This window comes from Nocardia sp. NPDC004604 (assembly GCF_040609795.1).
Lineage (GTDB): Bacteria > Actinomycetota > Actinomycetes > Mycobacteriales > Mycobacteriaceae > Nocardia.
Genome location: NZ_JBEXLC010000004.1, coordinates 13,090 through 39,284 on the forward strand (window position 1 = coordinate 13,090; position 26,195 = coordinate 39,284).

Annotated in this window: 24 protein-coding genes and 2 pseudogenes; 17 read left to right on the top strand and 9 right to left on the bottom strand. The window is 63.6% G+C overall.

The features are described from left to right. Positions 1-231: 231 nt before the first annotated feature. From ABZW16_RS03240 to ABZW16_RS03265, 6 genes are all read left to right on the top strand, one after another. A complete protein-coding gene (locus ABZW16_RS03240) occupies positions 232-546 on the top strand; it encodes a hypothetical protein (RefSeq protein WP_354951643.1) in 315 nt (104 codons plus the stop codon). Further along, positions 543-2,630: a hypothetical protein gene (locus tag ABZW16_RS03245; protein ID WP_354951645.1), complete on the top strand. Its 2,088-nt coding sequence runs from the start codon at positions 543-545 to the stop codon at positions 2,628-2,630. Before ABZW16_RS03240 ends, ABZW16_RS03245 begins: the two co-directional genes overlap by 4 nt. Beyond that, entirely contained in the window at positions 2,627-2,989 is a 363-nt protein-coding gene (locus ABZW16_RS03250) for a hypothetical protein (protein WP_354951647.1), read from the top strand. Before ABZW16_RS03245 ends, ABZW16_RS03250 begins: the two co-directional genes overlap by 4 nt. 134 nt (positions 2,990-3,123) lie before the next feature. Beyond that, positions 3,124-3,804 carry a hypothetical protein gene (locus tag ABZW16_RS03255; protein WP_354951648.1) on the top strand — a complete coding sequence of 227 codons (681 nt, stop codon included), beginning with the start codon at positions 3,124-3,126 and terminating at the stop codon, positions 3,802-3,804. After that, positions 3,797-4,252 (top strand): YbaB/EbfC family nucleoid-associated protein, encoded by a 456-nt coding sequence (locus tag ABZW16_RS03260; RefSeq protein WP_354951650.1) that lies wholly within the window; start codon positions 3,797-3,799, stop codon positions 4,250-4,252. The genes ABZW16_RS03255 and ABZW16_RS03260 overlap by 8 nt, the downstream gene beginning before the upstream one ends. Before the next feature lie 84 nt (positions 4,253-4,336). Beyond that, positions 4,337-4,660, top strand: a complete 324-nt coding sequence (locus ABZW16_RS03265; protein WP_354951652.1) for a hypothetical protein — start codon at positions 4,337-4,339, stop codon at positions 4,658-4,660. A 416-nt stretch (positions 4,661-5,076) separates the two neighbouring features. On the opposite strand, the gene ABZW16_RS03270 is transcribed toward ABZW16_RS03265, so the two are convergent. From ABZW16_RS03270 to ABZW16_RS03280, 3 genes are all read right to left on the bottom strand, one after another. Further along, the gene (locus ABZW16_RS03270) at positions 5,077-5,637 is read right to left on the bottom strand and encodes a hypothetical protein (RefSeq protein ID WP_354951883.1); all 561 of its coding nucleotides are present in this window, start codon (positions 5,635-5,637) and stop codon (positions 5,077-5,079) included. 41 nt (positions 5,638-5,678) lie between these two features. Then, positions 5,679-5,855, bottom strand: coding sequence for a hypothetical protein (locus ABZW16_RS03275; RefSeq protein ID WP_354951885.1), 177 nt, complete (start codon positions 5,853-5,855; stop codon positions 5,679-5,681). A 979-nt stretch (positions 5,856-6,834) separates the two neighbouring features. Continuing rightward, positions 6,835-7,230 (bottom strand): hypothetical protein, encoded by a 396-nt coding sequence (locus tag ABZW16_RS03280; protein WP_354951887.1) that lies wholly within the window; start codon positions 7,228-7,230, stop codon positions 6,835-6,837. 145 nt (positions 7,231-7,375) lie between these two features. Here ABZW16_RS03280 and ABZW16_RS03285 point away from each other — a divergent pair, with 145 nt between their 5' ends. Further along, entirely contained in the window at positions 7,376-7,606 is a 231-nt protein-coding gene (locus tag ABZW16_RS03285; RefSeq protein ID WP_354951889.1) for a hypothetical protein, read from the top strand. A gap of 137 nt (positions 7,607-7,743) precedes the next feature. Here ABZW16_RS03285 and ABZW16_RS03290 read toward each other — a convergent pair whose 3' ends face one another. Next, positions 7,744-8,124 (bottom strand): hypothetical protein, encoded by a 381-nt coding sequence (locus ABZW16_RS03290; RefSeq protein WP_354951891.1) that lies wholly within the window; start codon positions 8,122-8,124, stop codon positions 7,744-7,746. A 334-nt stretch (positions 8,125-8,458) separates the two neighbouring features. Between ABZW16_RS03290 and ABZW16_RS03295 the strand changes: the two genes are divergently transcribed. After that, positions 8,459-8,698, top strand: a complete 240-nt coding sequence (locus ABZW16_RS03295) for a hypothetical protein (protein ID WP_354951893.1) — start codon at positions 8,459-8,461, stop codon at positions 8,696-8,698. Positions 8,699-9,606: 908 nt separating this feature from the next. Here ABZW16_RS03295 and ABZW16_RS03300 read toward each other — a convergent pair. Continuing rightward, on the bottom strand, positions 9,607-10,074 hold the full coding sequence (locus ABZW16_RS03300; RefSeq protein WP_354951895.1) for a hypothetical protein: 468 nt from the start codon (positions 10,072-10,074) through the stop codon (positions 9,607-9,609). Between the two features lie 60 nt (positions 10,075-10,134). Continuing rightward, on the bottom strand, positions 10,135-10,380 hold the full coding sequence (locus tag ABZW16_RS03305; protein ID WP_354951897.1) for a hypothetical protein: 246 nt from the start codon (positions 10,378-10,380) through the stop codon (positions 10,135-10,137). Between ABZW16_RS03305 and ABZW16_RS03310 the strand changes: the two are divergent. Together ABZW16_RS03310 and ABZW16_RS03315 are read left to right on the top strand one after the other, a co-directional pair. Next, positions 10,273-10,821: pseudogene (locus tag ABZW16_RS03310) on the top strand (toxin glutamine deamidase domain-containing protein); the annotation flags it as partial. The gene ABZW16_RS03305 and the pseudogene ABZW16_RS03310 overlap by 108 nt on opposite strands. A gap of 109 nt (positions 10,822-10,930) precedes the next feature. Beyond that, on the top strand, positions 10,931-11,464 hold the full coding sequence (locus ABZW16_RS03315; RefSeq protein ID WP_354951899.1) for a hypothetical protein: 534 nt from the start codon (positions 10,931-10,933) through the stop codon (positions 11,462-11,464). A gap of 278 nt (positions 11,465-11,742) precedes the next feature. On the opposite strand, the gene ABZW16_RS03320 is transcribed toward ABZW16_RS03315, so the two are convergent. After that, complete coding sequence (locus ABZW16_RS03320) at positions 11,743-12,315, bottom strand: hypothetical protein (protein ID WP_354951901.1); 573 nt, start codon at positions 12,313-12,315, stop codon at positions 11,743-11,745. A 156-nt stretch (positions 12,316-12,471) separates the two neighbouring features. Here ABZW16_RS03320 and ABZW16_RS03325 point away from each other — a divergent pair. The 5 genes and pseudogenes from ABZW16_RS03325 to ABZW16_RS03345 form a co-directional block, all read left to right on the top strand. Next, positions 12,472-12,909, top strand: a pseudogene (locus ABZW16_RS03325) (toxin glutamine deamidase domain-containing protein); the annotation flags it as partial. A gap of 151 nt (positions 12,910-13,060) precedes the next feature. Further along, complete coding sequence (locus tag ABZW16_RS03330) at positions 13,061-13,591, top strand: hypothetical protein (protein WP_354951903.1); 531 nt, start codon at positions 13,061-13,063, stop codon at positions 13,589-13,591. Beyond that, the gene (locus ABZW16_RS03335; protein ID WP_354951904.1) at positions 13,561-16,986 is read left to right on the top strand and encodes a hypothetical protein; all 3,426 of its coding nucleotides are present in this window, start codon (positions 13,561-13,563) and stop codon (positions 16,984-16,986) included. Before ABZW16_RS03330 ends, ABZW16_RS03335 begins: the two co-directional genes overlap by 31 nt. 18 nt (positions 16,987-17,004) lie before the next feature. Further along, complete coding sequence (locus tag ABZW16_RS03340; protein WP_354951654.1) at positions 17,005-17,487, top strand: DUF6301 family protein; 483 nt, start codon at positions 17,005-17,007, stop codon at positions 17,485-17,487. Positions 17,488-17,651: 164 nt separating this feature from the next. Beyond that, positions 17,652-18,299, top strand: coding sequence for a hypothetical protein (locus tag ABZW16_RS03345; RefSeq protein WP_354951656.1), 648 nt, complete (start codon positions 17,652-17,654; stop codon positions 18,297-18,299). Positions 18,300-18,866: 567 nt separating this feature from the next. On the opposite strand, the gene ABZW16_RS03350 is transcribed toward ABZW16_RS03345, so the two are convergent. Continuing rightward, positions 18,867-19,583 (bottom strand): ESX secretion-associated protein EspG, encoded by a 717-nt coding sequence (locus tag ABZW16_RS03350; RefSeq protein ID WP_354951658.1) that lies wholly within the window; start codon positions 19,581-19,583, stop codon positions 18,867-18,869. A 277-nt stretch (positions 19,584-19,860) separates the two neighbouring features. After that, positions 19,861-21,009 carry a VCBS repeat-containing protein gene (locus ABZW16_RS03355; RefSeq protein WP_354951660.1) on the bottom strand — a complete coding sequence of 383 codons (1,149 nt, stop codon included), beginning with the start codon at positions 21,007-21,009 and terminating at the stop codon, positions 19,861-19,863. A gap of 376 nt (positions 21,010-21,385) precedes the next feature. Here ABZW16_RS03355 and ABZW16_RS03360 point away from each other — a divergent pair, with 376 nt between their 5' ends. Together ABZW16_RS03360 and ABZW16_RS03365 are read left to right on the top strand one after the other, a co-directional pair. Further along, positions 21,386-22,030 (top strand): MspA family porin, encoded by a 645-nt coding sequence (locus ABZW16_RS03360; protein ID WP_354951662.1) that lies wholly within the window; start codon positions 21,386-21,388, stop codon positions 22,028-22,030. Positions 22,031-22,149: 119 nt separating this feature from the next. After that, positions 22,150-26,175, top strand: coding sequence for a hypothetical protein (locus ABZW16_RS03365; RefSeq protein ID WP_354951664.1), 4,026 nt, complete (start codon positions 22,150-22,152; stop codon positions 26,173-26,175). Positions 26,176-26,195: the final 20 nt, after the last annotated feature.

The following is a 26,195-nucleotide window of genomic DNA, read 5'->3' on the forward strand; positions in this document are numbered from 1 at the left end:
TCCTTGCCCCTGGCGATCCCCCGCGCATCCGAAGGATCCGTCAGCTCGATCGCACGACACCTGAAGTAACCTTGCAGTCGTATCCGGTCCACTGTCACCCAGGGGTTAAAGACATTGCAAAGCAATGTCTTTCGACTGGCGTGCTTCCTTCTGGTTCTGACATGATCGTGACGCGGCCTTGCTTCCTAAGGCTAGTTTTTCGGTGGGTGACATCGGGGGGTGAGGAGGATCATGCTTTTCGTCCCGGAGTCGGTGCTTGGTATGGCAAGCACGATCGAACCAGCCGTTGATGCCACGCAGGGGCACGCGACGCGGATCGCGGGTGCTGGATTCGAGGCAGCTCATGCCGGGCAGGACTACTTGGAGCAGGGGAAGAAACTCGCGGCGGGTATCGACGGGATTGTCACCATGCTGCAGTCATGGTCTGAAGCTTCCGGCGCTACGGTCGAGGTTCTGCGGCAGGCAGTGACCACGACAGTGAACACCGATCAAGAGTCTGGTGCTCAGATTGCCGCAGCCGACGACGGGCTGGGACCGTCAGCATGACGGCTCCCCAACAGTATGAGCAGCAGTATCAGGCCAATCTGAACAAGGCGCAGCAGGACCTTGCTCGCTTCCTCAAGGAAGACGGCAACAACGTCTTCGACAAGGCGATCTGGAACGACAAGCCGAAACTCACTGGTTCCGATGTCAACAAACTACTGGATCAGGCTGCTCCTGGGCTCGAGTGGTTCCGGTTGGCGCTGGTTCGTTACCACCGTGTGTGGGATGTGTTGAAGCTGCCGGGGTTCGACAGCATCGTCGTCGAGCCGGTGAGTGTCGATGGTGCGGCGGTCGGCGGTGAAGGTGCGGTTGGCGGTGAACCTATCAACACCATCAGGGATCCGAACGATGAGATGCGCCGTCTGGAGTGGAAGTACTACGACCAACAGCGAAGCATGAAGCTCGACAGCTTGCGTAGTCTGGCCGCAGCGCTCGCCGGTGCCTCCTCAGGGACTGATTCCCACCCCAGCACCACTGATATCACGACCAACCTGGCTGGTGTGAAGGATGCGGTGCCAGAGGCATGGCAGGGGAATGCCGGCGGGGCCGCGCAGGACTATCTGGCCGGATTCCACGCGCATGCTGACCAGCAGAGCCAGTACTTGCAAGCGGTTGCGGCGGCTGTCAATGGGCTGCCGGACGTGCTGTTGCAGATCGTCAGGGACAAGGCGAATTTCGTCGCCGCGTTCGACAGCTCCCAATGTCCGGTCGCCGGGCACGCCATGCGGCTCAGCGGCGCCGAAGACCCAGTGAGCGCGATGATCACGGTGGCATCGGGGGATAGGGACTGGTTGGGTAACGACACACAAGTCGCAATCCGGCAGCTGCACATTACCGAGTCCGACGGCACGGTCATGCTGAACAACGCGGGCAACATGTCGAAGATCCAGTCGGCGTGCAAACAATGGCTGACCGGTCATTTTGGCCCTGCGGTGCGGGAGGCTTTCACAGCCTTTGTGCACCAGTGCGCGCTGGCCGACTACTACATCCGCCGCGCCTATCAGCCAGCGATGGACCTGCTGGACAACCACGACCCCAAACCGTTCCCCAAGCCGCAGGATCAACAACCGACAACGCCAACTTCCACGCCGCAACCCGGCGCCGCGAACACCAGCGTCCAGACCGCGGGGGTCGACTCGACCACACCGCAGACGCCGACCCAACCGACATCGCAAACCCCCACATCAGCCATCCCGACCACATCACAAACAAATCCGCTGCAGACATTGACCAGCCTTGCCAGCCTTGCCAGCCAGGCCGGACAGACCGTGCAGCAGGGTCTGAGCCAGCTCGGTACTACCGTTCAACAAGGATTGACCGGACTCGGCGGCACCACAGCCGGTACCGGCTCACCGACGGCCACCACGAATGATTTTTCCGGATCGAAGACGCTCGCGACCTTCACTGTCGCTGGCCACAGTATGACGGTAACGCAGGCACCCGACGGTACGGTCACCGCGAAGATCACCGGCCCCGACGGTAAGTCGCAGCAGTACTCGATGGGGATCAAGGATGGCGTGCCGTTCTTTGCCCCGGGTGGGGAATCGACGACAACGCCTTCAACGACCCCCGACGCCGGAGCCCCTGATGTCGGCTCCACAGCAGATAATAGGGCAACAACGCGGGTGGAGGCGCCAACGGCAACACTGTCCGTGCCGGAAACGCCGTCGGGAACGTCAGTGGCGCAGACACCGCATGCTGCGGCAACGGATTCCACCTCCGGCTCGTACGCGAGCGGATCACCAGCAGCCACGGGTTCCACGGCAAGCGGCATGCCTGGAAGCAGCGCGGCCGGAGGCAAGAGCTCAGCAGAGCGCGACCGCAGCTCCACCGGACTCGTTCTACCACAACCGATGTGGAACACCTCTCCAGGTTTCGATGGGGTAATCGACGCCCCACCCGGACCGGACGGCGCAACGCCCCTGGAACCGGTGCTTGCAACGGCCGGGCCATTGGACAGCGGATCACAAGTGGCCTCGGATATCGAAGCGCCGACCGATCCGGCATCGGCACCCGAGCCCGCGACAACACCGGCTCCACGAGACGACGGCGTGAAGATCGAGATCGAAATGGGCGATCAGAAATGAACTATGCGGCCGAGATGGACCAAATTCTCGCCGACTACACCGCGGCTTCGCGTACGGTTCTCAACCGGTTTCTCGACGCCGATGCGCGGACAGCTCGTAGCGGCGCCGAGGTGTTCGACGACGTCCGCCAAGAGCTGATCCAGCGGGAACAACAGCACCAGCAGACCCCGGAAGAAAGAGCGGCTGGCGAGGCCCGTGCCGAGCATGATCGACTGCTACGCGAAGCCGCCGACCGGGCTAGGGCTGCCGCAGCGGGGCGCAAGACCAGCAGGGACAACTACGTGATGCCGACCGATTGGACCGATGAGGACGAGGCCAGAGAAGAAGGTTATGGCACACCGAAGTCCTGGCTGATCTAGCGAGCTCTATCAGTGGGCGGTTCTATTCGCCTGCGCAACAAGGTGTGTGGTTTTCGCGAGATAAGGTTGCGAGTTGATCTGGCCGGGACGTCCAAGTGTGTCCATCTTGGCCCGAACGAATGGTAGGGGCGGTTATGAATCTGAGCCAGCGGGCTCAACAGGACAAGCTCCATATTTCCGACTGTCCGTGTGACAATCCCCAGGTCTTGCCCGAGCCGACCGACGCGGATTTCGCGTGGGCACATGCGAATCCAGGCAAGTGGAAGCACTTCGTGGACCCGCGGGCCGACAAGTCGGCAATCCAGCAGACCAACGTGATCGGTGGCTGGTTGGCCGACGACAAGGGCGGATTCGCTGAGATCTGGTTGAATCCAAATTTCATACCGACTCCGCAGTACGCACGTCGGGACATCACGAACGAGTTCGAGCTGGTGATGTGGCGAGTCGAGTACGGGTTCAACAACATCGGTCGATTCATCGACGCGTTCAGCCGCAGTGAGCTCATTGTGGTTCTGCCCACCGACGATCCAGATGGCCAGCGGGGTTTGCCGCTGCACGCGGTAGGCGAATCCATGCTCTTGGAGGTCCATACCTCTGCGGGCATGTTGCCCAGTGATGTCAACCCGTGGCTGCGCCGGACGGTCCCGGGCCGGGAAGTGCTCGAGCAAGTGTGCACGCAGGAGCGGACGGTTGTGATCGTCAACCCCGAAAGCTTCCCGAACATGGAGTTGCGTGGCTCGGATCTGGCCGATTGGTGGCATGAGTGGACTGCCGCCGAAAGCGGCCGTCTGGCAACAGAATCCGATGGTGGGTGATCGCGTGGAGCGATGGGAACAGGAGCAGATCCGGTCCGCCAACGCTGGGCTGCGCTCGGCATTGGATGCGATCCAGAACGACTTCGACCGTGAGATCGACGAATTGGGCGAGATCCAGCGCAAGCTGGCCGCGATGAAGATCCATGCCACGACACCGAAGAATCTCGCGCGGGTGACGGTGAACTCGTCCGGGATGGTCACCGAGATCACCGTCGCCGATGACGCCTACCGTCGCAGTACACCGCAGCAGTTGAGCGAGGATCTCAATGCCGCGATCCGTGGCGCGGTCGAGGCGGCGGCCGCAGCCCGTGAGAAGGTGCTCGCGCCCATCAAGTCGGTTGTGGATGGTATGGCCGATCTCAACGAAATCATCCCGGGCGCACCGAGTTTGCGGGATATCCAAGCAGTGCTGTCCCGGACATCGCCGCCGCCCGAGCGATCACGTTGAGCTGACATAGATCGTTTGGAACCAAAGGCGCTGCCGCAGCGTCTAAGTCGAAGACTGTCCGAAACCTGATGTGGGAGTGCGAACATGGCTGAACTGTGGGCTGATCCCGACCGGTTACGGGCGGTATCGCCGCAGTTCGAGCAGTTGGGCGATGATGTGAATTCGGCCTTGGAGACGCTTCGGCAGGGTATTCAGTCCGAGGGCCGCTGCTGGGGTGAGGACAAGCCAGGACAACAGTTCGAGCAGAACTATCCGCAGGGTGACGGCCAGGGCAGCGTCGGGGAATGCCTTGCCGCACTGGCGAATCTGGCGACCAAGCTGAAGACAACCGGTGACCGCCTCACCACCACCGCCAACGGCCTCCAAAACCAAGATCAACACAACGCCGACCAGTACCGGCCGCTGTAGGGACGACACCTATGACTCTGTGGTTTCCGCGTCTTCCGGGCCCGCTGGGATGGCTGGAGGACTTCCTCATCGGGCATTGGCCTGAGGGCGACGAAGACGCCATGCGCCGAACGGCCGAACACTGGTCGAATATGGCTAATGCCTTGCGGGAACTGCAGAGTCCTGCCGATCAAGCGATGAACACGGCTTTGTCCGCTATCGACGGCAAGATCCACGATGCGATGTCCACGTACTGGCAGGATGTCGCCGGCGGGGACGGCAGCGATCTGCAGAACCTCATCAATGCCTGCGACAGCTTCGCCCAGCAACTCGAACACGGCGCCACCGATATCGAATACGCCAAGCTATCGATCTACTTTTCGTTGGCCGCGATGTTGGCGATAGCCTTCGTGCCCGGTATCGGTGAGGTCGCCGACTTAGCTGCTGCCGCCGCCGTCAAGCTCATCATCCGTAAGACGGTGCAGGAGCTGATCGACAAGCTCGCTGCCAAAGGCGCGGCATTTCTCGTCGAGCGAGTCGGTCTGGAAGCAGCCGGCCAGTTGGGTGAGCAGGCGGCATCGAGACTGGCTGCCAAGATCGTTGGTGAAGCCGCCGGCGGCTCGGCTTTTGGCACGGCTTTCGGCGCGGGCACGGATCTGGCCGCCCAGAGTGTTCAGATCGCTGAAGGCAATCGCGACGGCCTCGACCTGGGCTCTGTTGGCAGATCCGCTGGCGCAGGCGCCGTTGCCGGCGCGGTGGCCGGGCCGATCGCTGCGAAGGCCGGCCAGAGTCTGGCCAGCACGGTGGGTACTGACGTCGGATCGAATTCGCTGGGCGGAGTGCTGACCCGCGGCGTGGGTGCAGTCCCTGGCAACATCGCCGGCAACACCGCAGCCGCTTTCGCAGCATCTGGGGGGCACGTCGACTTCAGCACCGTCGCCGACGGCGCAGGCGCCGGATTCGGTCGCGTCAAACCACATGAAGTTGTCACTACGCACGAGACCGGATCATCGACCGGCACCACGACCCCAGCCAGCACTCACACCGACGCCTCCCACGAACCCCCAGTCACCACTGGCAGCGAGCACCCCTCGACCGCAATCGCATCCACACCGGCGACACAAACCCACACCGACACCACGTCCTCGTCCAGCGCATCGCACCCAGAAGCGAGCACCTCGTCGGCCGCCGCGACCACAACAGGAGTCCACGACACCCACGGCTCGACTTCCACTTCGGCCGTTGGCCATGACAATCCGATTGTGGCCCAATCCAATTCAACAGGAACCGGCCATACCGCCGACAGCCGTCCCATACCTTCCGACCCATCTGCCGCACCCACTGGCAGCACGGCAGGGCCCTCGACCGCCGACCGTGGCACTGTAGGACAGGCGCCGTCGGCGACAACCGCGACACCCACGCCAGACCGACAAGTCATGCAGGGATCGGGGACACCTGCGTCCCACGCGGCTACACCCAGCGGCGATCGCCCCTCACCAGCAAGTCCGGCTCGAACATCCACCGACGTCCCCCAGCGTCCGGACGGTGCACCCCGATCAGAGTCGCCTGCCCGTACCGATGGCGGCACGACCTCACAGCGCCCAACCGAACCCCCTCGTTCATCCAGCAGCGTCGACACCCCGGATCGGACGGCGTCAACCCCCCCGGCACGTGAAACCACCGGCAACACACCGCGTCTCGATTCCGCGTCACACCAGCCAACTGACCGGACACCCACTAACGGGACCCGTGACCGGTCACCACACCCAATCTCAGCCGCCAGCGGACCCGATAGCCACCTGCCCGGTCCACGCGACACCGCTTCCTCACCACGAGAGACCGCAAACTCGGCGAATTCGCGCAGCGCCGACACAGGACAACGCAACGCGCCCCGCTCCCCAGAATCCGCTACAAACCGTGCGCCCGCTGCCGACCGCAATACTCCTGGCGCGGACCGCAATACAGAGCCCCGCAGCCACCGTGCACCCGGCGACGATCCCGACAGCGTCGCACGTCGACGAGCCGCCGATCTTTCGGACTGGCCCGACGGTACAGACCATCACACGCTCAAGCCAGAAGTTCGCGACACCTGGACCGGGGGCACGAGCGACCAGGCACCGCAGGTCATTGCGCACCCGCCTTCCAGCGGTGACATCCGTCGCGGTTCTTCGGCACCAGGTGAGCGTCGCACCGACTCACCACACGCGGATTCGACCGATCACTCGCCGCGTGACGCCGCCGTACCAGACGAACAGGACGTCGCCTATTCGGGCGGAGCGGTCCGGCCACGCGACGATTTCGCGGCGTTCGAATGGGCCGAAGACGCCTACGATCATTTCCGAAGCGACGACCGTGATATCGGCGACATCGCCAGCGTTCTCGCCGACCATCCGCGCGACGACGGGGCGCACTTCACGCACGACGACGTCCAGCAGATCAAGAACCACCTGTTCCGCGAAGAACATCCGATCCAGGACTACGACGGAACCGTGGCACACCGACGCTACGACGCCGACCCCGACATCGCCGAAGCATGGATACGATTGCGATCCGGTAGGCCGCACCCCGCCGATATCGTGCTGCTCGAGCACGAACTGGCAGAGTCGAACTACTATCGCGACAACCCGGGGGCGCTCTATCAAGAGGCCCACGCACACGCCAACATCGACCACAACTGGGCACCGATTGCGGCACCGCGCAGCGGCGAACGGTACGACACACTATGGGGACGACACGATGGCGCTTCTGATCTACTACAACCGAATCAGGAACGACCCGAACGAGGTGGAATACCAGTTCGGGGAGACGAGGGACAACCTCGACCGCGTCCTGACGATCGACACGACGAACAACACCGCCCGCACGGACCAACCGGAGGACGTGATTTTCCGGTCCGCGGCGGGACAGATCATGCTCCGAGCCAAGCGCGAGAAAGCGTGGCCGCAGAACGGGGTAATCGCCTCTTAACCGACGACAGCGAGCGCCGCGACACATCGGTCCCCGAACCGACTGTTGGTCATTCACCTCGGCCCGGAATGCCCAGCGGAGACGAGCACTCCCTCCCCGCCCCAGGCTCTCACGACCCGGCGAGCCACAGCCACCCGTCAGATCCTGATAGCCACAGTGCTGGAAGCAATCCGGCGGCACGACCGGGAGAGGCCAAATACTGGCCGAAGCTGCCGGTGGAGAGCAAGCCGTACTACGCCAATCCGGACTACCACGACCCGATCGCCGAACGCGAATACGCGCGCGACCACCCGGTGAGTCCTGAGGCGCGGGATATCCGGTCCCGCAACAGCGTCGAGGAATATCCGGAGCTGGCCCGACTGTCCGACTCCGAGATCGAGCTGATCCGCCGCAATCAGGATGTCGTGCTCAATGAGTCGGCCAATCAGGCGATGCGCAACGGTGACGAGGCGTTGCTTGCGAAGCACGATCTCGAGATCCGGGCATTGGTCAACGCCTACAACAAACTGCCCGACCATGAGGGGGTGGTCTACCGATCCCTACACATCGACGACCCGGTTGAGCTCAAGAGGTTTCTCCAATACTACGACCCCGATCGGCCCGATCCGGTCGTCAGCGATCCCGGGTTCGCGTCCTCGGACAAAGAGACCTCGATGGCGGGCGGAAACGTCGAACTCATCATCGAGTCGCGCCACGGCAAAGATGTCTCCTGGGCCAGCCTCAGCCAGGACGAGGTCGTCTTCCCACCGGGACACCGATTCCATATCGATGACATGTCGTTCGAGCCGGGGAGGCGCCCGCACGACCCAGGCAAATATGTCATCCGTCTCACCGATCTAGGAAGGATTTCAGATGGCCATCAGTCCAGAGGAAATGGAGCAGATAGCGCGAGAACTCCTCGGCCCGACGCTACGCAAGTCCAACCCCGACCCCGAGAGTCAGGAAGCAGTACGGAGGATGGACGCTCACCGAGCCGAACTGGAGGCGAAGGGGCGACGTCCAGCATCCGAGGAGCAGGTCAAGATCTGGCAAGCCTGGGGGGAGTCGGAACTGAAGCGTATCGCTCGGGAACAGGGAGAAGCAACGGACTAGGACCGGAATCGGTTGCACCGCGCCATAGTCCGGTCGACCGCCCGGTAACCTCGTCGACGCGTGCACCAGAATCGGAGCCGCCGCGATGGGCACGCCCGGATTCGGTGACCGAAAGCGGCACCGGCCAGTCCCACGCGCGGCCCGATGCTCGCTCTGCACACTCCGAAAATGGACCTCTCGCAACAGAACACGCGCCGACACCCACTCGAGCCCCATTTCTGGAGCCACCACCGCAACGTCCAGGCTTCGACCCCGAAGTCCACAAATACGTCGCGCGATTCGACGACGGCCGCCTCATTCCCATGGACCCGTTCTATAGCGGCGAATACAACCCCCACATCGGCCGCTACCAACCCACCCAGCAAGAAATCGCCGCCGCCCGCGCCCATCCACCGGGCGAGAGCCCACACGACATCCAGGTGCGCAACTGGCTCGACGCCCAGCAACAGCACCCCCACGATCCTGCTCCAGAGTCCCACCCTCCGGCACCACGGGAACCATGGACGTCCTCGCGCGCCCCCGAGTCACCGCTGCCGACACCACATGCACCCGCGCCGGAGTCGCACTCTCCGACACCGCCGTCGCAACAATCCCCTGAAACACATCGCCCCGTCTCGCCTGCGCCGTATCGCTCACCAACGAATGTGGCATCGGCACCGCACATTTCGCCCACGCATACGCCGACACCACCGCACCGGCACGTAGCCCGCACACCGTCGATTCCACACCAGCGTCCACCAGAACTCAGCCCTCACCAGGTCCCGTCAACGCACCCTCGCACTCCGGTGGCACCTCCTGAATCCCCTCGTAGCTCGACTCCCCCGCGAGTTATCGAGTCACATACGCCGGCCCCGTCTACACCGATACGACATGTGGGTCCTGCGGAACACTCATCGCCGCACCCGGATTCACGCGCACCGCAGCGCGGTCCGCACGGCCCAGATGATCCCCAGCATCCAGGCAGAGCGCCGAGACCGGATCAGCCTCGCCCGCACCAGGGTCCGCAACGGCTGTCGCCCCAAGAGTTGCAGCAGGCACATCAAGCGCGACAGGTACGTGAGTGGTACCGCCAGCAGCTGCCCGAGGGCGGCCATTCCACTCCGGTTCCCACCGAGCATGGATCGAATGCCAAGCCCGCCTATGACTTCCGGCGCTACCCCGATGCGCACGAAGGCCCCATCGCGATGGCTGGCATCAAGGTGCATGTCACCGCTGACCGCAGCGTGTCCCCGGAGCAGGTGGCGCGGTTGTGGGAAAGGGCGCAGTTGGCAACGGATCTGACCTTCAATCATGGTCAGCGGTTGTTGTCGGGCGACCGAGTACTGATCGACTTGGTACACATGCCGGATCCGGCGGCGGCGAACCTCCACATCCATGTCAGTGACTCCTCCGGACCCTGGCATCCCGACGCCCACCCCGACGCGATCGTCCAGCAGTTACGCGAACATCTCGGGCTGCAATCGGAACCAGGCCAACGCGGACACGGGTTCAGCCCGGACGAGATTCGCCAGCTCAGCAACGACATCGCCAAGGCCAATACCCCTGTCACCCGCGGCGACATTGGGGATAGTCGGGTGATCGGAGAAGGCAACCTCAACGATATCGAGGATCCCGCGTATCAGCACGTAGTCGAGGATTCCGTCCGTGCTGGCAATCGATTCCTTGTTGGTGCCGATCCTCACCTGTACGCAGAGCACATCAACGATGGTGGCCCCGCGAAACCGGGTCGTAGCAACGACTGCAGTGATTGCACGATGGCCATCCTGTCCACGCACAACGGTCGGCCGAAGGTCGCTGCCCCTCGATGGCCGGATGTGTTGCCTGATGGCAGCATCGACACCCGCAGAGGTGAAGCGCTCGGTCTACAGCGCGCCGAAGCGTGGATCGGCGGCACTTGGCAACATTTCAACGACGGCGGCAGATCGATACCCGAGCAGTTCCAGGCATTGCATGACTGGGTAGCTCAACAGGGCCCAGGTGCGTCGGCATACGTGCACAACGCCTGGCACGCCCGCGACCCGCAAACTGGGCAAAAGCTCTACAACCCGGACGGCAGCCCGATCATGGGGGGTTCGCACGCTACCGCGATCGTCTACCCGCACGGGGCAAGCGGGCCGATGTGGGTGGACGCGCAACCGAAGCCACCGATCATCTCCGATAAGCCGCCGGCGCATCTGGTCGACAGGTCGATGGGGGTGCGATTCATGATTAGCGACCCGAATGGAGGATCATATGGTGGCACAACGGTTCCAAACCGAGGAACAGGTTCAGCAGTATCTGGCCCAGGCATTCCCGAGTCTGCAGTTCGAAGGGCCGATTTCGTTCCAGCACGGATGGGTGTGCCGTCCGAAACTCACCCCGGAGGAGATAGCGCGGGGCATGGATCTGGGCCTCACCAGTTACGTGGTGAACCGGGAAACAGGCGTGGTGACGGTACACCCGAGTCTGGATCCGTTCACGATCGGGGAGATGTACGACCAGGCGATCGAAGCGGGCCAACCGGTCCAGGGCGCCCAGATTTACCCACATCGCACCCGGACGACAATTCAACGCACACACGAGGACTCGGAGATGATCCAGTATCAAGTCCGGATCGAGTCGCTGGTCCAACCCCCGGAGCCGACCGAAGAATTCCAGCTGACCATCACCAAGCACCCGCTCCATATTCGGCCGACCTGGGCGCGCGCGACACGCGCAGCGGCGTGGGCGGAATGGAAATCCCGTCAAGACGGAACCTGGCCGGAACAGGGGACCTTCGAGGACTAGAACCCGACGCGGGGAGCCCGCCGCCAGAGGCTGACCGGACCACCGAGTCACGAACGCGAACACCGGGCGCAGAATCACGCGCCGGTGCGGACTTCGGAGCTTCTCGTGATCGTGTTTCGCCTTCGGACTTGCCGACCAGCCGATCCACATCTGCGCCCGGCGATCGGACAACAGAGACAGGTCGACCATCGCAAACCGACCGTGTAACCGATCCTGATTACGCGCTGGATCGGTCCCGTGGCGTCGGCCGACTACCAGCGGACCGTGCCAATGGCGAACTATCTGAAGCCACCGGATCCGGTCATGGAACGTCGGCTCGGGATCGACAAGAAGCCCTTCCGCGCACGAATCAACATCCAACCGATCCACGAATTGCGTCTCCACACGAAAGCTCCAGCGAACATTCGCAAGCGCGTGGACCAGGCGAGGCAGGAGCACCGAACTTTCGAGGACCGGGAGATGTCTCCACTCCGGTTACTGCGAGGGGGCAAGAGCCTGCCTATGAGATCCGTCGGGTCGACGGGCCCGACAGCGCTCGGATCGAGGCGACTGTCCGAGTCCACCTCACCCCCGATCACACCGTCACACCTACCGATGCGCAGCGAGCCGCGGACACTGTCGGGCAGGTTGCCGATCGAATATTCAATACGAATACTCGACTGCTCGGTGGCGGCGACCAGTTCCATGTCACCGTCGAGTTCACGACCGACCGCGCCGCGGCCCATCTCACTGCCGTGCTGACTGATCGCGCCGTCGGTGACCAACACACCTGGTCGATACACGAGCCCCCCGGTGCGCTGGCTTCTCGTCTGCGTGAGCACTTCGGCCTCACGGCCGTCGAGGGCGAACATCCGCTCGGCCCGTTGGAAATCCGGCAGCTCAGCAACGACATCGCGGGTGCCGGCACCAACGCCCGGTTGACCGGGTTGCCGCAGACCCGGGTTGTGGCACCGGACCGGCTGGGCAACCTCGAGGTTGCCGAGTATCAGATGGCTGTCGAGGACGCTATGCGGGAGGGCAACCGTTTCATTGTCGGTGCCGATCCGAGCGTTCACGCGTTCGGAAAACTGATCAATGACGGAGGCCCGGAGTTCCCGGGCCGAGGCAACTGTTGTGCCGAGGCGGTGGCCGCGGGGTTGTCGACGTTCTATGGCGACCCACAGATCGCCCTACCGCGATACCCAGACCGATTTCCCGATGGCACCATCGACAACCACACCGGCGAACTCGGAGCCGCTGAACGGATCAGCGAGTGGCTCGGCGGTGACTGGCTTGCGTTCGACCGGCAACTCAGCGTGCCCGAACAGTTCGATGCTCTGCATGCGCTGGTCGAGCGGCTCGGCCCGGGCTCGGCGGCGGCGGTGGCGATCGGTTGGTACACGCACACCCCTGACGGGGTACCACAATTCCACGCCGACGGCCGCCCGGTTATCGAAGCTGGCCACTCGATCGCAGTGGTCTACCCGCTCGAGGCCACCGGCCCGGTGTGGTGGGATCCGTTGACAACTCATACTTGGGACCGCCCACCCGCGCACTTTGCCGACCGCGCCGCCGATCTGCACGCGATTCCGCTCCAATCCGATGGGAGTCCGCTTCATGCAAGAACCGATCACGACCGAACAGCAAGCCCGCGCATATTTGGCGACGGCATTCGGTGGACGTCGGCAGTACAGGATGTTCCCGTTCGAGCTGGGATGGGTGATCTATCAGCAACTGGAGGACGAGCAGATCAGCCAGGGACGTCACCTCGGACTGACGAAACTGGTGCTCAACGCCCAGACCGGGGTGATCTTGGAGTTTCCGAGTCTACCGGTGGACGTCGTAGTGGAGACATACCTGTCGGCGATGAGGGACAGCACGTCGATGCCCGCATATCAGATCTACCCGCACCGGACCAGAGTGCATCTGCAGTTGACCAACGAGGACCCGGACATGGTGGAGTACCGGATCCAACCCGAGTCCCTGGAGAATCCCGGACAGTCGACCCCGCCGTATCAGCTCTTGATCGACAAGCTCACCCTCTTTTCTCAGCCGAGCGATTCGGTGTCGATGCTGGCAATGTCGTGGGCCGAGATTCACAGCCGCACGCACGGGACGTGGCCGACCAGCGGGATGATCGAGTTCTAGAACCGGAGCGCCACCGCGCGGTCTCGCTCGGTTTGGACGCGCAGAAGTCGGCGTTGGGGGTGACCCAGGAGGCCTACCTGGAACTGCGGAGCACCCTGCTGGAAGCCCTGCGGCGCGATCACATCGATCCCGACCTGGTCGAAATCAGGCTGCGCGACTCGACTACAGACACACAGCCGCTGAACGGTCGGCCCCAAGGATCCATACATAATCTTGGTCTCGGGGGGCCGAGCGCTATCGACATCAGCATCTCCTCCCCACAGATGCTCGATCGGGCCCGTTCAGCGTGGGATCCGCACGCTTATACCGGCTCGTTGTCCAAGGATGGCGGGCGTCTGAACCAAGGGCTTGTCGAGAACGAGTTTCCGAGCCTGTACCGATGGGCCGAGGAATGGAGCACCCGGGCCGGGCGCGAGATGTCCTATACGGTCGATTACCCGGTAGATGACCTCGGCGCGGAGCATCGCACGGCACCGCCGAGCCGACTCGGCAGCGACCCCGACTCAATCGACCCAGCTCGCGATCCGAATTTCCTGCGCGGGTACAACGAGGCGTATCGGCTCGAACGCGGCAGCGATTCGAGCAACGAGGCCTCGCGAGCCTGGCGCGACTCCAATCCGGGCCGGGATTCTCATTCCGACCGTTCGCATATCACCCCCGCGGATCAGGTCACGCCCCGTTCGCCTGCCGTCGAATCATCCAGGGACAACCGCGTCCCCGAACCGACACGCAACGAGCCGGCACGCCAAGAGACGCCGACCCCACCGACAACGCATAATTCTCCCGAACCGCAATCCGGTCATACTCCGTCAGCCGACAGCCCACCGCAGCACCACGGGCCGGTCCCGAAGGGTATGTACGTCGGAGCCGATGGAGCGTTGCACCAACCGGGCGATAGCAAATATCCGAACTCCTATCGCGAGCCCAACGGAGACTGGCACCATGTCAGGGACGATCTGGGCACGAAACGCAACGCGATTTTCAAACTGATCGACCACAACGGCGACTTTGTCACCGATCCGAATAGTGCGCGACAACAGGGATTCGATGCGAAGGCATCGCTGGGCGAGGACAAACCGTATACTCCCCGCGACCCGACACATGTCGAAAATCTGGATAAAACAGCCAAAGAAGCGGGGAAGCTGAAAGAAGAGCGCGAAACCGCTTCGAAGAACATCATGAAACACAAAGGCGAATTTGGGATAAATAAAATCGACGATGTGAATGGCGAGAAAAAACTCGATAAGTTCTTGGAAAAGCACACGGAACGTATTCTCAATGATCAATCGCTCAATGTGACACAACAAGACGAGAAGCTCGCTCGTTTGGAATATGTCGCCGCCAACGCCCGCGACTATCATGCGGCCGGTAAGCAGCTGAACGGGGCCGTGAAGCAGTTGGGTGATATCGGGGGGTTAGCCGTCGGCACAGATCCGGTTGAACGGCCGGGCGCGGTCGTACTCGTGCCTTTCCATGGAGCGCGTGACGGCGCCGGTATGCTCGATACCGTCGTCTACCAGTTCGCGAGCGAACAGTCGCCACCCACTTCGGCCGCGGAAGAGAACAAGGGCGGCACCTCAAGGCTCGAAGGTGCGGAGACGCCACAGGGCTTCGCGCAACAGGGCTCACGGCCTTACGAGGTTCGCACCTACGCTATCGACCCAAACTTGTCCAGAATCCTGCGGGAAACCCCCGCCGAGATGGCGGCGCGGGGTGTCGATCCCAATAGCGCCGAGGGGCAGAAGTTGCAGCGCGCCGTTGAGGAGATGCTGCGGGCGCACGCCGATGGCTCCCTGCAGTTCGAGTACAACCGGGTCCATGTGGACTATTACAAGGACCTGTCGGACCCGAGGAGCCCCGAGTGGAAGGCGAGGGTCGAGGTCGCGCCGTTTCTTCGTGGCCCTGACGAGATGCCGATCAACGTCATCGGCGGCATCGACAGGTATCACGCCCGCGCCATGGTGCAAGCGATCGACCAGGGGAGGGTATTCGAGCGGGCTCGTGAGGAGTTGTTGCGCCAACTGGATCCGCGGGAACGGGAAGAGGTCTCGAAGGCTATCGAGCGAGCGCTGGAACGGGAGCTGGGCGATTCCAGGGCGCAGCCGCTTCGTGCGCAGGTGATCAAATTCACCGACCTGGTCCGCGAGGAACTTGGTTTGAATCTGTCTGAAGCGAGCCGCGAGATCGCACAGGCTGAGGACCGGCTGCGCATAGCGCAAGAATTGGAACTCTCACAGCGCAAAGAAATGCTGCGAGAGTTGGGGCTGGATTCGAAATCATTGGAGATTGCCGACAAGCTGCTGCCGTTGGAGATCGGAAATCGGGATCGAGCGTTGACTTCGATCCTGGAAGCCCGCGGCAGGGAAACCGTCGATCGGGCCCTGCGCTTGGCGCTCGAGGTGCCCGGCCTCGAACGTGAATCGCCCGGCAGGGACTTGGCCAGGGTGCCGGAGAAGGTTCTGGAAATGCAGCGGGAACTCGCGCTCGGCAAAGACGTGGGACTCGAAGCTGTGGTGCAGGAGATGGATCTCCTTCACCGTGCGATCGAGGCCCAGCAGGAGCACGCGGCCCGCGTGCTCGAAGGATTGGCGTTGGCTCCCGAGCATGACCGCCAGGTCGCGCTCGAGCTGCAGGCGCGCTTGGCCCCGGCGATGGAGGCTCGGGAGTTGCTCAGCCGGGAAATCCTCACCCAGGTGGTGCAACGAACGGTGGAAGCGCCGGGGGTGGAGCGGGAACTTGTCCAAGAACGCGCGCAAGCAATAGACCACTCGAAGGTGATCGAACGTGAACTCGCCCAAGGGAAAGAGCCCGGACTCAACCAAGTCAAGGACCAGCGGCAAGTACTCGAGCGCGCGCTCGCACAGGAGCGTGATCGACTCATGCGCGAGTTCGACGGCAGGGCGCTATCGCCTGAAGTCGCCCAGCGTGTCGAACGTGAAGTCGATGCACAACTGGCGCAAACCAAGGAAGGGCGCGCGCAGGAGGCACTCAGCCGCGAGGAGACTCGGCAGGAGCACAACCGCACAGTGGAAAATGCTCCTGGGCTGAGTATCGCGTTGGAGCGGGCGGAGACCTTCGATGCGAGAACCCATGAGCTCGTTCGAGACCACGATCCGATCGGGTACGACAAGAACACGAAAGAACTGATCTACAAGCACAAGGATGAACAGGTCCGGGTCCAGTTGGGCACAGTCGCCTACCACCAGGCCATGGCGGCGAGGGCCATCCAGCAGGGTCTTTCCCTGGAACTCGCTCGTGTGGAGTTCCTGGCTGGGGTGACCAACGCGGCGAAGGATGGAACGGTCGACCCGGCGAAGGTGCTGGAATTGGCGGATAAAGCCAGGGCGCGCGAACGTGAAGAGCGTGCACGTGAACGGGATGGCCGTGTTCGATAGTGACGATAGGGTGAGGTCATGACGGTATGGCGGGCGCTGGACGACACCGAGATTGTCGAGCTGGCGCTTCGATTGCGGTCGCTGCATTGGTCGTGGCGTTTGGTCGACGTGCCGGACCTGGCCGCGGAATTCGGTTGGCATGTCGAGCGGATCGGCCCACATTCGGTACGCCTTGACGTCGGATTCGGGCTGGCGAGCGGCCGCGTCGACGGCCGGGACGGACAGGCCAGACACATCGTGCAGTCGGTGACCGACCGCGACTCCGATGAGGCCGACAACGTGTGGGACGCGTTCGTGCGCATGACGCGTACGCTCACGGGTGCCCTCGGTGAGCCGACCACTAGAATCCCGGGTGAGGATCCCGAAGTGCGGTGGGCTGGACCGCAGCAGACCCTCGCGCTGAAAGCGTTTCCCAGCGTGGTCAACCTAAAGCTGGTGCCCAACGAGCAGTTGGCTTTCGACGACGAGGGAGACGCGCTGGTAGAGGCAGGACTTTTGTGATCAGCTGGGATGATTTCACCAATAGGTTGGCCAACCAGTTGGCGTTGCTGCCTGCGGGTGCGGTTGTGTCCATCAGGGAGCGTGTACCGAACCCGGATCGGCGCCGATATGCGCAGTTCTATCAGACCGATACCGAGCTGTGCGCCGAACTACCCGGCCCCGGCATGCTCGACCCCGAGGTGCGAGCCGATACCGCGGGCCTTCAGCACATCGCCGACCTGGGCTGGCAGCCGCCTGAAGGGCGCGACAGCTACAACTGGTCGTACAACGTGGCGTGGCCCGCGCCACGGGCCGACTACCGCAGGCTAGCGACGATGATCACCTCCGGTCTGCGGGATGCGTTCGCAATCGCTACACCGGCGCAGTTGACGTATACGGCGTGGAACGAGAACAAGGGCAACGCCGATCTCGCCCTTCCCCTGCTAGGGCTGGAACCAACCCGCAACGAGGCAGCATCGGCGACAGATCGTGAACTCCCGGCCAGACCGAAACGCCGGTTGCTGCTGATCCTTTCGGGAGAGCTCGACCACGGTCGACTGGAACAGTTGCGTGACACGCTCGGCCTGAGCCGCCGCGGCCGTCTCGATGACCCCGATGACACGCAGTTCGGTTCACGTGAGCTCGGCGCGGGCGGGGAAGCCTCGGTGCTGGCCAAGCTGTGGCGCGACGGTGAAGGTCGGTGGTCCATCAGCGTCGAGGTCATGCCCGATGTTCTGATTTATAGCACCGACGTGGACCAGTGGCAGGATATGTTCGAAACCGCCGCCCGGTCCGTCGGCTTCGACGTTGTCGAAGTCCGTGAATTTCCATGACCACTGCGATCATCGCAGGAGCCACCTGCCGTGGAGCAACGACCAATCGAGGGCACCGTCAACAAGCACCCGAAACGCCAGTGCTGTGGCCAGGCCGATCCGGACCTGCCGCGAAAACGCCTACCCCTCATCCCATATGGCCCGCTAGCCAGCACCGCTCGGCAAAATCACGGATCCGGGCTAGAACCATTCCCTGCCGCTGACACCCTATTTCAGTGTAGTTCTCTCGGTATGAGTGCCCACGTCTGAATCCGGACCGAAGTCTTGCACCAGCGCATCGAGTGCGACCGGGTAGCTGCACCGATATTCGGGGGTAGTGGTGCAGCCGAACGGAATCCGGCGCTAGCGCAGTTATATCGCGGGGTTGATGCCGGAGTATTATGTAAACGATTGTGCCGTGGCTATTTGTTGCCGGATCCGCTGCTGACGTTCGTCGGTGGGTAGCCGATCGAGCCCTGCTAGCGAAACCCCGTGGCCACGAATGCCGCCCGGCGGCCATGATGGCGGGCATGAGCCTGATGACGTACGGCTCGAGCTGGGCAGATCCACGACGAGGTGTGGCGCTGGTCAGCGAATTCGAGCGAGATGAGTGATGTGTTGGGCGAGTTCGCTGTCCCCAACGGGGGTGAGGGTCATGTTGTGACCGATGGCGAGCAGGTAGCGGCCGTCGTCGGAGAAGTCGAGCCATGTGCGGTGTCGTGGTGGCGGTGACATGGGGTCTGCTGGATTCACCGTGACGGTCAGATACCCGCGGGCGTCGATGGGGCGGCGCAGCACTTGCCGAAACCGTTTGGCGCGGAGGCTGTCCTCGGTTTCCTGCCATTGCCCGGGATCCGGGAACAACACTGCCTGCCGGGGCTCGCGTATCGTGTCGAATGTGCCTACGGGTGCCGAGCCGATCGCGTTGATCAGATGTTTGGCGACGTTGCGGGCGTGACAGGACACCACTGTTACTGCATCGACGGTCGCGAGGATGGCCGCGCCCCAGTCGGAGAAGGTGGCCCCGAGAGGCAGGATGGGGTCGGGTAGGCGCTCGCCGTGGGCGAAGCGGTCACCGAATACGGCGATGGTTGTGACATCGGTACGGGCCAGAAACGTCAATGTCCCGGTCAGGTCGGGGTCATCGTTGAGCGGGAATCTGTCGGTAAGTTTCAATGCGGCTCTTGCGCTTTCGGTACCCACCGTGCCCCGAGGCGCGAGATCGATCGGGTAGGGACGGCGATCGCGTCTGGTCTCGGTCGCCCAGACATGAGTGAATTCGTCCGGGGTGAATACCCACCGCACTACTCATCCCTCCGCGGACTATTTTCGGCCTTTCTCGGTGGGAGGGGTTCGTCATCGGTTGCCTCCCAACCGATTACAGCGGGCATTGCTGGATCGACCTGGTCGAGCTCCTTGTACTTGCGCCGCAAGTAGTCGGGGCTGGCCTTGGAGCGGTCTGAATCCGAACCCAGCACCGGCGGCAGTCGGCGCGTTCCGGAAAAACGACGCCCGAGGCCGCGCGGCCGCCGCCGACCGGTCCGACGTTGGCAGTATCGGTGGCCGAGCCCGTAGCGGTCGATCAGGCCGAGTAGTCGATAGCGGGGCCGAAGGTGCCGTCGCCATTGCCGTAGCGCAATGTGATGTTGCCCGTGCCGGTGTTGCCGATGACCGTGTCGATTTTTCCGTCGCCGTTGAAGTCGGCGAGGATCGGGGTGGACAGCGGCACCAGCCCGCCGGAGGGGTACGTGTGCGGCGGGCCGAAGGTGCCGTTGCCGGTGCCGAGCAGCACGCTGATGCTGGAGGTGCCGCCGTTGGCAACCACCATATCGAGCAGGCCGTCGCCGTTGAGGTCGGCGAGGTCGAAGCACTGCGGGAGCAGACCGCCGGTTTGATATGCCGTGGGCGCGCCGAAGGTGCCGTCACCATTGTTGAACAGCGTGGATACGGTGCCTCCGACCAGGTTGGAGAAAAGGATGTCGGGCTTGCCGTCGCCGTTGATGTCGCGCGTCATGCCGTACCAGGCGGTCAGGGCACCCTGGCTGAACGTGGTCGGGGCGGCGAAGGTGCCGTCACCGCGGCCGCGGTAGATCTGGATGGTGCTGTTGACGTAGTTGCCGCGCAGCAGGTCGAGGTTGCCATCCCCATCGAAGTCCGCGACGTCGGCGGACCCGGAGCCGACGCCCAGGTTGCTGGAGAGGGTGTATGCCGGGCGGAAAGTGCCATCGCCGTTGCCCAGGAGCACCGACCATGACGGGGCCTGGTTGGAGGTGGCCAAGTCCGGGTTGCCGTCGTGGTCGAAGTCGCCGACGACGACCGCCCCGGGAGCCAGGTCCGTCGCATAGTTGACGGCCTTGGCGAAAGTGCCATCGCCATTGCCCATCAGTATGGAGACGTCGCTGGTGGTGAAGTTGGTGACGGCCATATCGAGCTTGCCGTCGTGGTCGAAGTCCGCGATGGCGACGTAGTCCGCCTGACCGCCGGTGGCGTAGCGGACGGCGGGCTCGAAGCCTCCGCCGGGCCTTCCCAGGAAAACAGACACTCCGAACCCGAGCACGAAATCGCTGAATACAACATCGGTGTAGCCGTCGCCGTTGAGGTCGGCAATCGCTGGAACCGCGGGGCCGGTCAGGTTGGGGAGCACATCAGCGGATGCCGAAGTGCTGGTGAAGGCGGTACTCGCCAATGCCGTGGCGACGCAAGCGCTGAGGACGAACCTGGTGCGTGACACTTGTTTCTCCCGATTTGTTCGATGTCAGCAGAACGCTACGGCGTTCTCAGACGTGGTGAGGCCGCCCGATTCCTGTCCGGTCCGGACAGGAAAGCCACGCTGAACTGCCGTTCTTATGTAGAGCTCAGGGCGTCTTGCGACGCACTGGGCCGACAACCGACGGATCCGCCGCCGACCCATGCACCGCCGGACCGGAGAACTGCCACCAGGCATGTCTACCAGTGCTTTTGGGCTCGCCCACCGATCAATGGCCGCGGCAGCGCACAGCCCAGCGCCATACGTTTCTTCCGGGCCGGAAAACGGCCCACTCAACACCGCGGCCGGAGACGGCGGCACTCGCTCCGCAAGGGGCGGAGCACAGGTTCGGGGAGGAACCATGAACATCAAGTCGGTACTGGTCACCGCCGCCACCTTGGTCGGGGTCGCCTTGGCGGGTGCACCGATCGCCAACGCCCAGGGCATGGCACCGCATGAGAAGAACTATTCGGGCCCAGCGGGATTCGAGATGACCGTCGGCCACATGGACGAGCAATTCCGCCCGGTACCCCCGCTCAACGGCATGCCGACCAACCGAGAGGTGTTCCTGGACAACACCTTCTACGGCACGATTCCCGCGAATGCGACGGGCACCATGAAGGTGGGCTACCTCGTCGCCTGCGCCGTGAATGTCGATCTCACCATCGGCATCAAGGCCGGAATCGGCTTCGACGCCGGGTTCAGCATCGGTGTCAGCGGTAGCGGAGACTCGATGTCACCGAATTTCGATGCCAGCATCGGCCCGAAGATCTACGCCGGGGTCAGCCTCGACATGTCGATCGCGCCCGGCGAGATCAAGCCGATCGAAGTGGGCACGAAGGAACTGACCCACGGTGGCACCGGCTATCTGGTCAGCCACGACTACCACCTGATCGTGAAGAACTGCGGCGGACCGCTCACCATCCAGTCCTACGTGACCCTGACAGGAGTATCGCCCGACGTCACCGCCGCCGACGCGGTGACAGGAGACCGAATCTTCCTGTAACCCGGCAAGACTCGAGCGGTGATGCGGTTTCGCATCGCCGCTCGAGCCGTACCGGCACCCCCGAACCGGTAAATTGTCCCTATGTCTGTGTCGCCCAGAACTCTTGCCGGGCGCACGTGGTGACCGGCGGCACCACCGCCGAAGACCGGGGGGAAATCCGATCACCACGTGCGGTTTTCGCACAGCGGTTTGCCGATCTCTTTGCGGCCGCGGGCAATCCGACGCTGCGGCGGGTGGCCAATGCGGCCGAAGCACGGATGCGGGCCGCGCAGGGGCCACGGGCCGCGGCGAGTGCGTCCGCCCAGCGGATCAGCGATTGGAAGGCGGGACGCAATGTTCCGGCTCGATGGGAATCACTGCTTCCAGTGGTGCTCACCTTGATCGACCTGGCCAAGAAGGCCGAACGCAAGACCGCCCGCGAATTGCTGGAAGTCCGGGAATGGCAACGGCTCTGGCAGGCCGCCATCACCTGGACGCCGGATGACGCGGACGACGCCGCCTGCCCTTACCTGGGGCTGACGCCGTTTAGCAAGCAGGACCAGGAGATCTTCTTCGGCAGAACCCGATGCACCACCGAACTCACCGATTTGGTCCGCAACGACGCCGACGGAATCATCGTGCTGATCGGCGCATCCGGTGCGGGCAAATCCTCGCTGTTAGCCGCGGGACTGGTGCCTGCGGTCGCCGCCGACGGCTGGTCGACCGCGACCATCACACCCGGGACGACACCACTTACCGCACTGGCCAAGGCCTTTCATCAGGAGAGTCCGGAGAACCCTTCCACAGACGACGTGCTCGCGACACTCGGCCAGTGGACAGCCCCGGGCCGACTGCTGATTGTCGATCAGTTCGAGGAATTGTTCACCACCTGCAGGGACGAATCCGAGCGCACGGCCTTCCTGAATGCCCTGGACCGCTGCGCGACCCGACCCGATGACGCCCTGACCGTTGTTATCGCCCTGCGTGCCGATTTCTACGCCCAGTGTCTCGACTATCCCGTGCTGCAGCGCGCTCTCGAACACCGCAGCTACCTGCTCGGCCCGATGCGGCTGGACGAACTCGCCCACGCGCTCACCGGTCCAGCCGACCACGCCGGGCTCGAACTGGAGTCCGGACTGGTGGAGCTGGTGATCACCGAACTCTGCGGAGTCGGCGACCACGAGCACCGGCAGAGCTACGACCCGGGCACACTCCCGCTGCTTTCCCATGTCATGGCGGCCACCTGGCAGCAGCGCGAAGGCCGCCGCCTCACGGTCACCGGTTACCGCAAGGCAGGTGGGGTGGGCGGCTCTGTCTCCGCCACTGCCGAACAGGCTTGGAGCGAACTCAGCGATACGCAGCAGACCGCGGCGAAGGACGTCTTGCTGGGACTCGTTGCTGTTTCCCAGGATTCGCGCGATACCCGACGCATCGCCGTCCGTCCGGGCCTGCTGCGCCGCACATCCGACCCGATATCCGCTACGGCCGCATTGGAACTGCTGGCCCGCACCCGACTCATCACACTCGACGCCGACTCGGTGTACTTGACCCACGAGATCGTGCTGGACGCGTGGCCGCGCCTGCACACGTGGATCGATGAGGATCGCGTCGGCTACCTGGTCCGGCAACGGTTGGAAGCCGACGCCGCGGAATGGGATTCGACCGAGCGGGACACCTCGCTGCTCTACCGGGGCACCCGGCTCGAGACCGCGCTCGGTCATGTCGATCCGCCCGTCATCGGCGACCAGGCCCGCACCTTCCTCGACACCTCCCGAGCCGCGCGCACCCACAGCCGCCGACGCAGGTCGGTGACACAGGTCGCCTTGGCCATACTCGGTGTCGGACTGCTCGTCCTCGGCATCGTCGCATACGCGCAGAGCAGGCTCACCGAGCAGCAACGCAACGATAAGGACTTCGGATCCGTACTGGCCGAGGCCGATCGGTTGCAGGGCATCGATCCATCGCTGTCGGCACAGCTGTACCTGGTAGCCGGACAACTCAGACCGGGAGATCCGGAAGTGCGGGCACGGTTGCTCGCGACCCAGAACGTCCCCCTCGCAACACCATTCGTCGCACACGATGAGGGGATCAGAACCGTCACCTATCGACCGGACGGCCGCGTACTGGCCTCGGCGAGCAATGACAACACCATCCGTCTCTGGGATGTCGCCGATCCGCGACATCCCAGCCCGCTGGGACAGCCGCTGCGCGAATCTCCCTCCGGTGCCAGCTCAATGGCGTTCAGCCCCGACGGCACGGTCCTCGTGACCGCTGGCACCTCGGAGCGGCCGCAACTCTGGGATGTCCGTGACCCAGCGCACCCCAAGCTGTTCGGACCGCCACCGACGAGCACCACCGACACCGGCCACATAGTGTCATTCGGCCCCACAGGTCGCACGGTGGCCGTCGGATCCACGCGCAGCAAGGCTGTGACCCTCTGGGATATCGGCAATCCGGCCGAACCGCGTCCGGGACAGGTGATTCCGGCGCCGCTGGGCGGAAGTTTGTCCGCCTTCGCGTTCAGCAACGATGGACGACTATTGGCGGTCGCGAGCAGCGACTGGGACCGCACCACCGCAACTGTCGAACTGTGGACGACGACCCGAACCGGTGACATGGCCCGCATCGGCACCGGACTCGAAGTGCCACAGGGCATCCAGGTCATGCGCTTCAGCCCAAAGGGCACAGCGCTCGCAATCGGCGGTTTACGTCTGACGGCAAGGCCAACCTATGTCGGCATGACACAGCTGTGGGCTATCGACGATCCGGCACATCCGCGCGCGCTAGGAAATCCATTGGTCGACACCGCGATACAACAGCCGACACAGGTGCTCGCCTTCAGCCCGGACGGGCAGACGCTGGCCACCGGCGGCACGACGGGCGCAAAGCTTTGGAATATCGCGGATCCGGCGCAGCCGACACCGCTCGGCGCAACGCTGTCGGCGATTCCGGCCCGCTGCCTCAGCGATGCGAGGCTGCCCACCCGGTGTACCGGTGAACCAACCGGCGTCGAATTCAGTCCGGACGGAAGGACCCTGGCCGTCGGCGGCACCGAAGGAATCGTGCGGCTGTGGTCGCTGGCACCCGCGGTCCTCACTGGACATACCGACTGGGGACGCAGCCCGGTCTTCGATGCCCGCGGCGCGCGGATGGTCAGCGATTCCGGCGACGGCACCTTCGTCGTATGGGATACCGGCAACCCCGGGGAGCCGGTCCCGATGGGGGAACTCAGATCGAAACCCGGCTCGTCGCTGCGAGCCTTGAGCCCGGACGGGAAGTCCCTGATAGCGCGGGACGGTCCGACGGGCCCGCTGACCCTTATCGACCTGTCCGACCCTCAGCACATTCGGGTATCAGGTGACTGGCCGTCGGCATCGTCGCACTGGTCACACCTGACCTTCGATCGCGACTGGACCTTGGCCGCAGTGACCACGGATCCTGAGATCAAGACTTTCCAACTCGCGAGCATTTCGGATCGCTTGCGCCCCGCGCTATTGGGCAGCCCGATATCCGTGGCTCCCGCGCAGGTGCAAGCGGTCAGTTTCAGTCCGGTCGGGCCAATTATGGCGGTCATCGAGGCGACGCTGTCCGAACCGAGTTCGCCAGCGATGACGCTGCGCACCAGGCTGACATTGTGGGACATCTCGCATCCGGACCGGCCGATCCGAGTGGGCGAATCCGCCCTGGAGCGATCATCGCTGATGACCGATGTGACCGTGCACCCCGATGGCCGCACCGCCGTCACCGTGGCGAATGAAAGCTTTCAGGTCTGGGACATCAGTAACCCTGCATCGCCCGAGCCGATCGGCGACCGGGTCGTCGCCCATAATTTGGCCATTACCGCCACTACCTTCAGCCCCGATGGCAAGATCTTGGCCACCAGCGGAAACGACGGTTCGGTGCGGTTATGGGATGTCACCGATCGCAGCCACCCTCGACTCATCTCCGGTTCCATCGCACCGCCCGACGCCAAGGTCTGGTTCATCCGGTTCCACCCACAGGGCAACTATCTGTCCGCCTCGAGCAGTGACGGCGCACGTCGGCTGTGGGATCTGGACGAGCAACACGCCATCGATCGCATCTGCCGCGCCACCGCCACCCTCATGACGCCCGAACTGTGGCGGCGCTACCTCCCCCAACTCCTCTATCGCCCACCCTGCAACTGAACAACAGACCGCTTGGTACA

Bases quoted from the DNA above. Each gene is read 5' to 3' on its own strand.
- ABZW16_RS03240 (WP_354951643.1), top strand. From the start codon at position 232: ATGCTTTTCGTCCCGGAGTCGGTGCTTGGTATGGCAAGCACGATCGAA.
- ABZW16_RS03245 (WP_354951645.1), top strand. From the start codon at position 543: ATGACGGCTCCCCAACAGTATGAGCAGCAGTATCAGGCCAATCTGAAC.
- ABZW16_RS03250 (WP_354951647.1), top strand. From the start codon at position 2,627: ATGAACTATGCGGCCGAGATGGACCAAATTCTCGCCGACTACACCGCG.
- ABZW16_RS03255 (WP_354951648.1), top strand. From the start codon at position 3,124: ATGAATCTGAGCCAGCGGGCTCAACAGGACAAGCTCCATATTTCCGAC.
- ABZW16_RS03265 (WP_354951652.1), top strand. From the start codon at position 4,337: ATGGCTGAACTGTGGGCTGATCCCGACCGGTTACGGGCGGTATCGCCG.
- ABZW16_RS03285 (WP_354951889.1), top strand. From the start codon at position 7,376: ATGGCGCTTCTGATCTACTACAACCGAATCAGGAACGACCCGAACGAG.
- ABZW16_RS03290 (WP_354951891.1), bottom strand. From the start codon at position 8,124: ATGGTCGGGCAGTTTGTTGTAGGCGTTGACCAATGCCCGGATCTCGAG.
- ABZW16_RS03295 (WP_354951893.1), top strand. From the start codon at position 8,459: ATGGCCATCAGTCCAGAGGAAATGGAGCAGATAGCGCGAGAACTCCTC.
- ABZW16_RS03300 (WP_354951895.1), bottom strand. From the start codon at position 10,074: ATGGATGTGGAGGTTCGCCGCCGCCGGATCCGGCATGTGTACCAAGTC.
- ABZW16_RS03315 (WP_354951899.1), top strand. From the start codon at position 10,931: ATGGTGGCACAACGGTTCCAAACCGAGGAACAGGTTCAGCAGTATCTG.
- ABZW16_RS03320 (WP_354951901.1), bottom strand. From the start codon at position 12,315: ATGTTCGCCCTCGACGGCCGTGAGGCCGAAGTGCTCACGCAGACGAGA.
- ABZW16_RS03330 (WP_354951903.1), top strand. From the start codon at position 13,061: ATGCAAGAACCGATCACGACCGAACAGCAAGCCCGCGCATATTTGGCG.
- ABZW16_RS03340 (WP_354951654.1), top strand. From the start codon at position 17,005: ATGACGGTATGGCGGGCGCTGGACGACACCGAGATTGTCGAGCTGGCG.
- ABZW16_RS03345 (WP_354951656.1), top strand. From the start codon at position 17,652: ATGCTCGACCCCGAGGTGCGAGCCGATACCGCGGGCCTTCAGCACATC.
- ABZW16_RS03360 (WP_354951662.1), top strand. From the start codon at position 21,386: ATGAACATCAAGTCGGTACTGGTCACCGCCGCCACCTTGGTCGGGGTC.